The organism is Dermacoccus sp. Tok2021 (assembly GCF_019895135.1).
Classification (GTDB): Bacteria; Actinomycetota; Actinomycetes; order Actinomycetales; family Dermatophilaceae; genus Dermacoccus; species Dermacoccus abyssi.
The window spans coordinates 116,591-125,638 of sequence record NZ_JAGTHU010000005.1 but is presented as its reverse complement, the minus strand read 5'-3'; the positions used below and the strand labels follow the sequence as shown (position 1 = coordinate 125,638).

At 67.4% G+C, this 9,048-nt stretch carries 7 protein-coding genes and 1 pseudogene; 6 read left to right on the top strand and 2 right to left on the bottom strand.

What is annotated here, in order from left to right; translation table 11 throughout:
* The first annotated feature begins 109 nt into the window (after window positions 1–109).
* Complete coding sequence (locus K9D12_RS04990; RefSeq protein ID WP_225910936.1) at window positions 110–1,327, top strand: helicase-related protein; 1,218 nt, start codon at window positions 110–112, stop codon at window positions 1,325–1,327.
* A gap of 128 nt (window positions 1,328–1,455) precedes the next feature.
* Complete coding sequence (locus K9D12_RS04985) at window positions 1,456–2,184, top strand: hypothetical protein (protein ID WP_223059630.1); 729 nt, start codon at window positions 1,456–1,458, stop codon at window positions 2,182–2,184.
* 72 nt (window positions 2,185–2,256) lie between these two features.
* Here the strand turns inward: K9D12_RS04985 and K9D12_RS04980 are convergent, their stop codons facing one another.
* Window positions 2,257–3,255 (bottom strand): TerC/Alx family metal homeostasis membrane protein, encoded by a 999-nt coding sequence (locus K9D12_RS04980; protein ID WP_223059629.1) that lies wholly within the window; start codon window positions 3,253–3,255, stop codon window positions 2,257–2,259.
* Window positions 3,256–3,565: 310 nt separating this feature from the next.
* On the opposite strand from K9D12_RS04980, the gene K9D12_RS04975 reads away from it, so the two are divergent.
* The 3 genes and pseudogenes from K9D12_RS04975 to K9D12_RS04965 all read left to right on the top strand — a co-directional run bounded on the left by K9D12_RS04975 (window position 3,566) and on the right by K9D12_RS04965 (window position 7,545).
* The gene (locus tag K9D12_RS04975) at window positions 3,566–5,542 is read left to right on the top strand and encodes an alpha-amylase family protein (protein WP_223059628.1); all 1,977 of its coding nucleotides are present in this window, start codon (window positions 3,566–3,568) and stop codon (window positions 5,540–5,542) included.
* Window positions 5,543–5,600: 58 nt separating this feature from the next.
* Entirely contained in the window at window positions 5,601–6,059 is a 459-nt protein-coding gene (locus tag K9D12_RS04970; protein ID WP_129665992.1) for a Fur family transcriptional regulator, read from the top strand.
* A 152-nt stretch (window positions 6,060–6,211) separates the two neighbouring features.
* A pseudogene (locus tag K9D12_RS04965) lies at window positions 6,212–7,545 on the top strand (catalase).
* Between the two features lie 115 nt (window positions 7,546–7,660).
* On the opposite strand, the gene K9D12_RS04960 reads toward K9D12_RS04965, so the two are convergent.
* Entirely contained in the window at window positions 7,661–8,716 is a 1,056-nt protein-coding gene (locus tag K9D12_RS04960) for a hypothetical protein (RefSeq protein ID WP_223059627.1), read from the bottom strand.
* 162 nt (window positions 8,717–8,878) lie between these two features.
* Between K9D12_RS04960 and K9D12_RS04955 the strand changes: the two genes are divergently transcribed.
* The gene (locus K9D12_RS04955) at window positions 8,879–9,040 is read left to right on the top strand and encodes a hypothetical protein (protein WP_165357954.1); all 162 of its coding nucleotides are present in this window, start codon (window positions 8,879–8,881) and stop codon (window positions 9,038–9,040) included.
* Window positions 9,041–9,048 lie beyond the last annotated feature (8 nt).

Below are 9,048 nucleotides of genomic sequence, written 5' to 3'. Positions count from 1 at the left end.
CGGCCGCGCGCCCCCCCCCCCCCCCGGGGGGGGGGCCCCCCCCGCCCCCCCCCCCCCCCCGCCCGGGTCACCATTGAGTGACTACCAGGGCAGGGTCGCACCTCCGATCATGGGCGCCTACGCCAAAGTGCACGAACGCGGCGAGTCCGGCGGCGTCGACCAGGGCGGACGTGCCGCCACCATCGCCGGATTCGCACCCAGGACAGCCGGCCCGCGAAACGCCAACGGGGCGCCCACGGCCAAGGACGAGTACGACATCCTGTTCGCCACCGACGTCCTCGCTGAGGGCATGAACCTGCAGCAAGCCGGACAGATGATCAACTACGACCTGCCATGGAACCCCATGCGGATCGTTCAGCGGCACGGCCGAGTCGACCGCATTGGGTCTCAGCACGACTACGTCCACCTAGGGCTGTTCTTTCCCAGTGAACGCCTGGATGACCTGCTCCGGCTGGAGGAACGACTCAAGAACAAGCTGGCACTGGCCGACGCCGCGGTCGGCGCTGGAGAAGTCCTGCCGGGCCGCGGCCCTGGGCACGAGGTGAATCTTACGGACGACCATGTCACCGACGAGTTCGAGAAACTCCTCGACGCTGGCGGTTCCAGTGCGTCTCTCTCCGGTGAGGAGTACCGGCGCCGGCTCTACGGAGCCTTCACCACAGACACCACCACCAAGACCGAGATCCTCTCCCTTCCCTACGGGTCGGGAAGCGGATTTGAGAACCCAGCCGTACACGGCAATGGGTACGTCTTCTGCATCCGCATCGGGGACAGCCACAACCCCTGGTTCCGATACGTGGCGGTTGACGAGAACTGGAGCCTCACATATGACGACACGGGGAACCCGCGGATCTCTGGCGACACACTGATCTCGCTGCGCGTTGCAGACCCCGGCAGCGCGAGCACACCACGATGGCTCGACGACCTTGTCTACGACCGTGCCTTCGATGCGTGGGAAGTCGCGCGCACCGACGCCTTCACCACCTGGAGTCAGCTCACCGACCCCAACGCGTTCCAGCCCGACATGCCTTTGTCCTTCCGCGACGCCCACCAGCTGGTCTTCCGCGCTGGTGGATATCTCGGACGAGAAAGGCAGATCGACCTCGCGAACCGACTCCGCAGCGTCCCCTCCGCGAAGGTTTCCCGCCAGATGCGGCGTGCCCTCAACGAAGGGCGCACGGACGAAGAACGCATCGACCTGATCACCGACGTTCTGGAGGAGGCGGGCATCACGGCACCACCCCCACGTGAACCCCTCCCCGACGTCGGGCTCCATGAGGTGCGGCTGGTGACCTGGATGGCCGTGCGCGGTACTCGCGAGGTCTAACCCCCCCCCCAACGGGTTGGTGACCCGTGAGGCCAGTGCCCTGCCGAGCGCCATGCAACACGCCTGAACCGTCGAGGGAACCGCCCATCCCCGGAACGTGGCGCCGCCGCATCCAGGGGTGGCCCGACATGACGGTGCGCGACCTCGTCGAGCTCGCTTTGCGAACCGCCGGCGAAACGCAGCCGGGCGCCTGGCCACTGCGCGAGATCGAGCCCTCACCGGGCGGTCGAGCGCTCGACGCCCCGACATCCTTCGACGCGGGCCTGCACCTGGGCACCCAGACGGCCCTGGCGCACACGCAGGCTGACGCCGTCGTCAGCCTCTCGCGAATCGGCTCCCAGGAGAACCGGGAGACGAGGCTGCGCCGGTTCGGCGGGGGCAACCACCCCGCGCGGCACGTCGAGTACTGGATCGTCGACTCCGACGATCCGAGCACGCACAACGACCTCGCGGCAGTGCTGACCGACGCCGCCGACACCGTCGCCGAGCTTCGGGCGGAGGAACACACCGTCTTCCTGCACTGCGTGCACGCCCACCACCGAACGCCCTCCGTCGCGCTGCTCTACGCCGTGGAGCACTGCGGCCTGACGGCGGACGACGCGGCCGAGCAGATCCGCGCCACCCTCGGCGTCGACCACATCGACGGGCTGCTGTGGAACACGGCGATGCACATGGCGCAGCGCACCACCGCCAGCCGCAAGCCGTGGAAGCCGAAGGGTTGGTACGACAACGAGCTCGCCATTGCCGGCGACCTCGACTGCGACCTCTCCACGGTCATGCTGGCCCGCGGTAGCGTCCGCATCACCGCCGAGGAGTACGCCGCGTACTACGACCGAACCCACTCGCCGAAGGAGTGACGCAAACACGACACAGCGCACCCGCCCCGTCCCGAAGGACGAGGCGGGTGCGCTGTGACGAAGGGTGAAGCGTCAGTTCTGCGAGTCGGCCGCAGCCTCCTCGCGCTCCTGCCGGCGCGTGACGACGAGGCTTGAGACAGTGACGGCGAGCAGCGACACGATGATGACCGACAGCGAGACAGCCGTCGACGGCGTCCACACCCAGTGCCAGACGTCGTGCGCCCAGTGCGCGATGAGCTTGTAGCCGATGAACGCGAGGATGACGGCGAGGCCGTACCCGAGGTGCACGAGCTTGCTCAGCACGCCCTCGACGAGGAAGTACAGCGCGCGCAGGCCGAGCAGCGCGAACGCGTTCGTCACGAAGACGAGGTAGGGGTCGCCGGTGATGCCGTAGACGGCGGGCACCGAGTCGAGCGCGAACATCGCGTCGGCCGCGAGAACCGCCACCGTGACGACGGCCAGCGGCGTCAGTATGCGGCGCTTCTTGCCGGTCTCGTCGGCCTCGACGACGCTCATGCTCGTGCCGCGGTAGTCGTCGGTCACCGGGTAGAAGCGGCGCAAGAACTTCACCGAACCGAGCTCGCTCGGGTCGATCTCCTCCTCCTCGTCGCTGCGCGTGTCACGCCAGACCTTGACGGCCGTCCACAGCAGGAACAGACCGAAGATGACGAACATCCACGAGAACTTGGTGAGCAGCGATGCGCCGATCGCGATCATGATGGCGCGCATGACGAGCGCGCCCGCCACACCGATGAGCAGCACCCGCTGCTGATAGGCCTTCGGCACCGCGAACGCCGCGAGCAGCAGCATGAAGATGAACAGGTTGTCGACCGACAGCGACTTCTCGACGATGTAGCCCGTGTAGTACTCGGTGCCGATCTGGCTGCCGTGCTGCGACCAGAGCCACCCACCGAACGCCACGGGCAGACCGATGTAGAACAGCGACCACCCGGTCGCTTCCTTCATCGAGACCTCGTGCGGCTTGCGCGTGACGATGAAGTCGAGGACGAACAGAACAAGAACACCGACGATCGTGGTCGTCCAGAGAGCCGGTGTGGCAATGGTTTCCATGATGAGAACACCTCAGTTCGCATACGTGTTGAACTGAGGTCTCCTTCACGACGACGCTGTCGCCGCTTCCGCACGGGAGCGCGGCTCGGCGCGCTCGTACTGACCGAAATCGGAACGTGGGAAGTACTCCCCTCAAGCTCGCAGCCTACCAAGGGCTCACACCGAACCCAAACAACGAGAACGCCCCGCCCCCTCGCTGCACCTCACAGGCCGTGGTGGCGCGTTCCACGAGGCGCCGCCGACGTGTCCGGAACGTCCGGCCGGTGAGGCCTACCGACCGGTCACCTCCGAGTCGGGGACAATGGCACCCATGCCCCTTCCCGTGTCGGCAATCCAACGCGCTTCGCCCGTCCTCACGCCGGCCTCCCCCTGGCAGAGCGACGTCTTCATCGCCCGCCTGCGCGCCCAGTGGCCCGCCCTGCGTGACGGCCTGAACGTCGTCCACCCCGACCGCGTCGAGGAGATCGCCGGTGACCTCGTCGAGATCGCGGCGCGCCGCTTCCTCGAGCGCCCCGAGGAACTCCACGACCTCGACCGTCGTCGCGAAGCCGACCCGCACTGGCTCTCGTCGCCGCGCATGATCGGCTACGCCGCCTACACCGAACGCTTCGGCGGCACCCTCGCCGGCGTCGCCGAACGCACCGCCTACCTCGACGAACTCGGTGTCACCTACCTGCACCTCATGCCGTTGCTGCGCACCCGCGCCGGTGACAGCGACGGTGGCTACGCCGTCGTCGACTACCGCGAAGTCCGCGACGATCTCGGCACGATGATCTACCTCGAAGCCCTCGCCACGACGCTGCGTCACCGCGGCATCAGCCTCGTCCTCGACTTCGTCCTCAACCACGTCGCCGAGGAGCACGAGTGGGCGACGAAGGCGCGCGCCGGCATCCCGAAGTACCGCGACTACTTCCACATGTTCCCCGACCGCTCCGTGCCCGACGCCTACGAGCGCACGCTGCCCGAGGTCTTCCCCGACTTCGCGCCGGGCAACTTCACCTGGGACGAGAAGGCCCAGGCGTGGGTGTGGACGACGTTCAACGCATTCCAGTGGGATCTCAACTGGTCCAACCCCGACGTGCTGGCCGAGTTCACCGACATCATGCTGTTCCTCGCGAACAAGGGCGTCGAGGTGCTGCGTCTCGACGCCATCGCGTTCATGTGGAAGCGCATGGGCACGAACTGCCAGAACCAACCCGAGGTGCACGCGCTGACGTCGATCCTGCGTGCCGTCGCGCGGATGGCGGCACCCGGCCTCGCATTCAAGGCCGAGGCCATCGTCGGGCCGCACGACCTCGTGCAGTACCTCGGCCTCGGCGAGTACGAGGAGCGCCTGTCGGATCTGGCGTACCACAACACCTGGATGGTGCAGCTGTGGTCGATGATCGCCGCCCAGGACACGCGTCTCGCGGTGCACACGCTCCGCGGACTGCCGCCGACGCCCGAGGGCGCCACCTGGATCTCCTACATCCGCTGCCACGACGACATTGGCTGGGCCATCGACGACGGCGACGCCGCCGCCGTCGGCCTCTCCGGCCCGCTGCACCGCGCGTTCCTCTCCGACTTCTACGCGCGCGAATCGTTCGATTCGTTCTCGGACGGCCTTGTCTTCCAGGCGAATCCGCAGACAGGCGACCGACGCATCTCCGGCACGATGGCGTCGCTGACCGGCGCGAGCGAGTCGTACAACCCTCACCTGACGGCAACCGGCATGGCGCGGATGAAGCTTCTCGTCGCCGCCACGTACGGCACCGGCGGCCTGCCCGTCATCTGGTCGGGCGACGAACTCGCCCTGCCCAACGACCCCGAGTGGGCAAGCGACCCGACCCACGCCGACGACAACCGCTGGGCTCACCGCCCGGCTCTGCCCGACACTGCGCTCGCCCAGCGTCACGATCACGGCAGCGTCACCGGCGCGATCTTCGAATGGCACTGCTCCGTCGGGCAGGTGCGCGCGCGGCTGCCTCAGCTCGACGGGCAGATGGCCTCCGAGGTGCTGCCTGTCGCGAATCCGGGCGTGCTGGCCGTCGGGCGCCGTCACGCCGCCGGCGACATGGTTCAGCTCTACAACGTGACCGACGGGGAGCAGGCATGGCCCGCGCAGTGGTTGGGCAGCTTCACTCTCGGCGCAGTGCACGACGCTGCGAAGGTCGACTCGGCAGGGGAACGGACGAAGCCGGCCGTCGGGCTCGTCGACGCCCTCACCGCGCGACCCGTGCACTCAGATGCGGACGGCGACATCCACCTCCCGCCGTGGGGTGTGCTGTGGCTCGTCGCGGGTGACTAGTTGACATTGGTCCGGCGCTTATCTTGATTCATTCCAGAAAGCGCGTCACCATAGAGGCATGACCACGACCCAGACCTCGCCGCCGGACCCGCGCACCATGCTGCGCGAGGCCAACCTGCGCGTCACGGGTCCGCGCCTGGCCATCCTCGAAGCGCTCGAGAACCGGCCGCACTCCGACGCCGACACCGTCCTCAAGGCGGTGCGCGAGGGGTACGGCGCCGTCTCGATGCAGACGGTCTACGACGCGCTGCACGCCATGACGGCTCACGGCATCATCCGCCGTATCGAACCGGCGGGGCAGTCCGCGCTGTACGAACGCCGCATCGGCGACAACCACCACCACCTCGTGTGTCGCCGTTGCGCGACGATCGTCGATATCCCGTGCGCCGTGGGCGAAACCCCCTGCCTCACAGCGGCACACGAGAGCGACCTGAGCGCCGGTTTCGAGATCGACGAAGCCGAGGTCACCTACTGGGGCGTCTGCGCTGAATGCCGCGCGAAGACTCCGCCGGGCTGACGTCCGGACGAACCCGCTTCACCCTGTCCGTTGTCAGTGGCAGCGCCTAGGGTGAGAACCGAAGCACCTCCCTCCTGACCGATCACACCCGACCAACCGAAGGAGCACCTCATGGTCGACAACGAGCAGGGCCGCAACCAGGAGCACCCCCGCTGACGACGGCTGCGGGAGCGCCCGTCGTCAACAACCAGGACTCGATTACGGCCGGCCCGCGTGGCCCGATCCTTCTGCAGGACCTGTGGCTCATCGAGAAGCTCGCCCACTTCGACCGTGAGGTCATCCCGGAGCGTCGTATGCACGCCAAGGGTTCGGGCGCGCACGGCACGTTCACGGTGACGAGCCCCGAGATCCAGAAGTACTCGAAGGCCAAGATCTTCTCCGAGGTCGGCAAGCAGACGCCGATGATGGCCCGCTTCTCCACCGTCGCCGGTGAGCGCGGCGCGGCCGACGCCGAGCGCGACATCCGCGGCTTCTCCCTGAAGTTCTATACCGAAGAGGGCAACTGGGACATGGTCGGCAACAACACGCCGGTCTTCTTCTTCCGCGACCCGATGAAGTTCCCGACCTCAACCACGCCGTCAAGCGTGACCCGCGCACCAACCTGCGCAGCCCGGAGAACAACTGGGATTTCTGGTCGTCGCTGCCCGAGGCGCTGCACCAGGTCACCATCGTCATGAGTGACCGCGGCATCCCCAAGACGTTCCGCCACATGCACGGCTTCAGCTCGCACACCTACTCGTTCATCAACGAGGCCGGCGAGCGCTTCTGGTGCAAGATGCACTTCCGCACCCAGCAGGGCATCGAGAACCTCACCGACGACGAGGCCGCACAGGTCATCGCCGAAGACCGCGAGTCCTCGGGCCGCGACCTCTACGAGGCCATCGAGCGCGGTGACTTCCCCAAGTGGACGATGTACGTGCAGATCATGCCGGAGGAAGACGCGAAGACGTACCGCTTCCACCCGTTCGACCTGACAAAGGTGTGGAGCAAGAAGGACTACCCGCTCATCGAGGTCGGCGAGTTCGAGCTCAACCGCAACGCGGACAACTTCTTCGCCGACATCGAGCAGGCCGCGTTCGCGCCGACGTGCCCCGTGCACACCTTCCACCGCGACGGCCAGATGCGCGTCGACGGCAACAAGGGCAGTGAGACGCACTACGAGCCGAACAGCTACGGCGCGATGCAGGAGCAGCCCTCCTACGCAGAGCCGGCGTCCGACATGGCGAAGTATCAGGAGATGGCGCACGTCGCCGACCACTGGGACTACCGCGCGGACGACGACAACTACTACGAGCAGCCGGGCAACCTGTTCCGCCTCATGTCGCCCGAGCAGCAGCACGCGCTGTTCGCCAACACGGCCGCCGCCATCAAGGGCGCGACCGCGCAGACGATCGAGCGTCACATCGAGAACTGCACGAAGGCCGACCCGGCCTACGGCGAGGGCGTCCGCAAGGCGTGCATCGCCAAAGGCGCGCTCGAGGTCTGACCCTCAGGCCACCAGCACGAAAGGGGCCGGGCCCGAAACCACATCTCGTGGTTTCGGGCCCGGCCCCTTTGCGACCTCCGCGAGCGTCTTGCCGCCCCGCGTGACGGCGGACGTGTCAGCCGCCGCTCACCATGTGCAGCACGTCCGGTGAGGCGCTCTCGCAGCTGTCGAAGTGGTTACCCGAACCACGTGCCTTCTGCTTGGAGCTGTCACGGATCTCCAGCATGCCGTTGTAGGCGTTGACGCCGTACGAGCTCGGCGATCCACCGCTCGGCGACATGCTGCCGCTCGAGCTGCCCACGTACGCCTGGTAGCCCGAACCGTCGTAGCCGTACGCAGCCGACCCGCTCGCGCTCGCTGCGTTCCACGCGACGACCGGCGCGCTGCAGCCGGGCAGGTTGATGAAGTCCAGTCCGTTGCTTCCTCCGCCGCCACGCAGGGTGAAGGAGCCGATTCGGCTGGCGCCCTCGCTTCCGGCCCGCCAGACCGTGACCGTGTTGCCCTCACGGGTCATCGCGTAGTCCGAACCGCCCATGCTCGTCGTCTTGACGAGGCCGGGAAGCTCGCTGACACCCGTCGTGCTCGGGCTCGGTGCAGGGGCAGGTTCCTCGGTGGTCTGCGACGGTGCAGGCGCTGGTGCTCCCCCGCCGCCGTTGTTGCCACCGTTCGAGTTGCCCTGTGTCGTGGAGGGGCCAGGGCTGCTCGTCGAACTCTGTGTCGTGCTCGACGACGTCGAGGACGACGTCGAGGACGACGTGCTCTTCGTCGGTGCGCTGGTGGAGGAGTCGCTCACCGGCGGCGGATCGGCCTTGTCGTCTCCGCGACCGTTCGTGAAGAGGTAGCCGAGCATTCCGACGACGGCGAGCGCGACAACGGCGATGAGCGTCACGAGCATCTGGTTCGTCTTGGCGGGCCGGGCGGACGACGTCGCCGCGCGCTCCACCGGGGGCACGCCGCCCCCGTACTCGTCCGCGTCGTCGGAGGCATAACCGTTGTACGGCTGATCCGCGGCGCGGTCAGCACCGAGACGCGTGGGCTCCTCGTCGAAGAACGCCCCGCTCGTGTTCGCGCCGGCTGTGGCCCCCGCGGCCGTTCGCGTGCCGCAGTTGCTGCAGAACGGCCCCGAGACCTGCTCCCCACATTCGGCGCAGTGCCGCTTGTCGTGCTGCATTCCGCTCCCCTCGTTGCTCGTGTCGAGCGTCCTCACATCGACTCTGCCATGTCTGACGCACGAAGGAGGCACGTGGTTCACACGTGAGAACACGATTCGACAACAATGCTTTTTCGCCGAGGTTCCCAGTGGTGACACAGGTCGGGATGACACGGTGGCCCGGTGAACAACGATCCCGTCGGCGTCGTCGTCATGGCAGCGCTGTTCGGTGCCGTGTGCGGGTTGCTGCTCGTGGGAGTCATCGCCCTGACGCTCCGCCTCGACCGCTCGCGGCACGCGAAGGTGCGACAGGCCCGCGAAGCGCGTTATCCGTCATCCGAGTAGGCCACGCG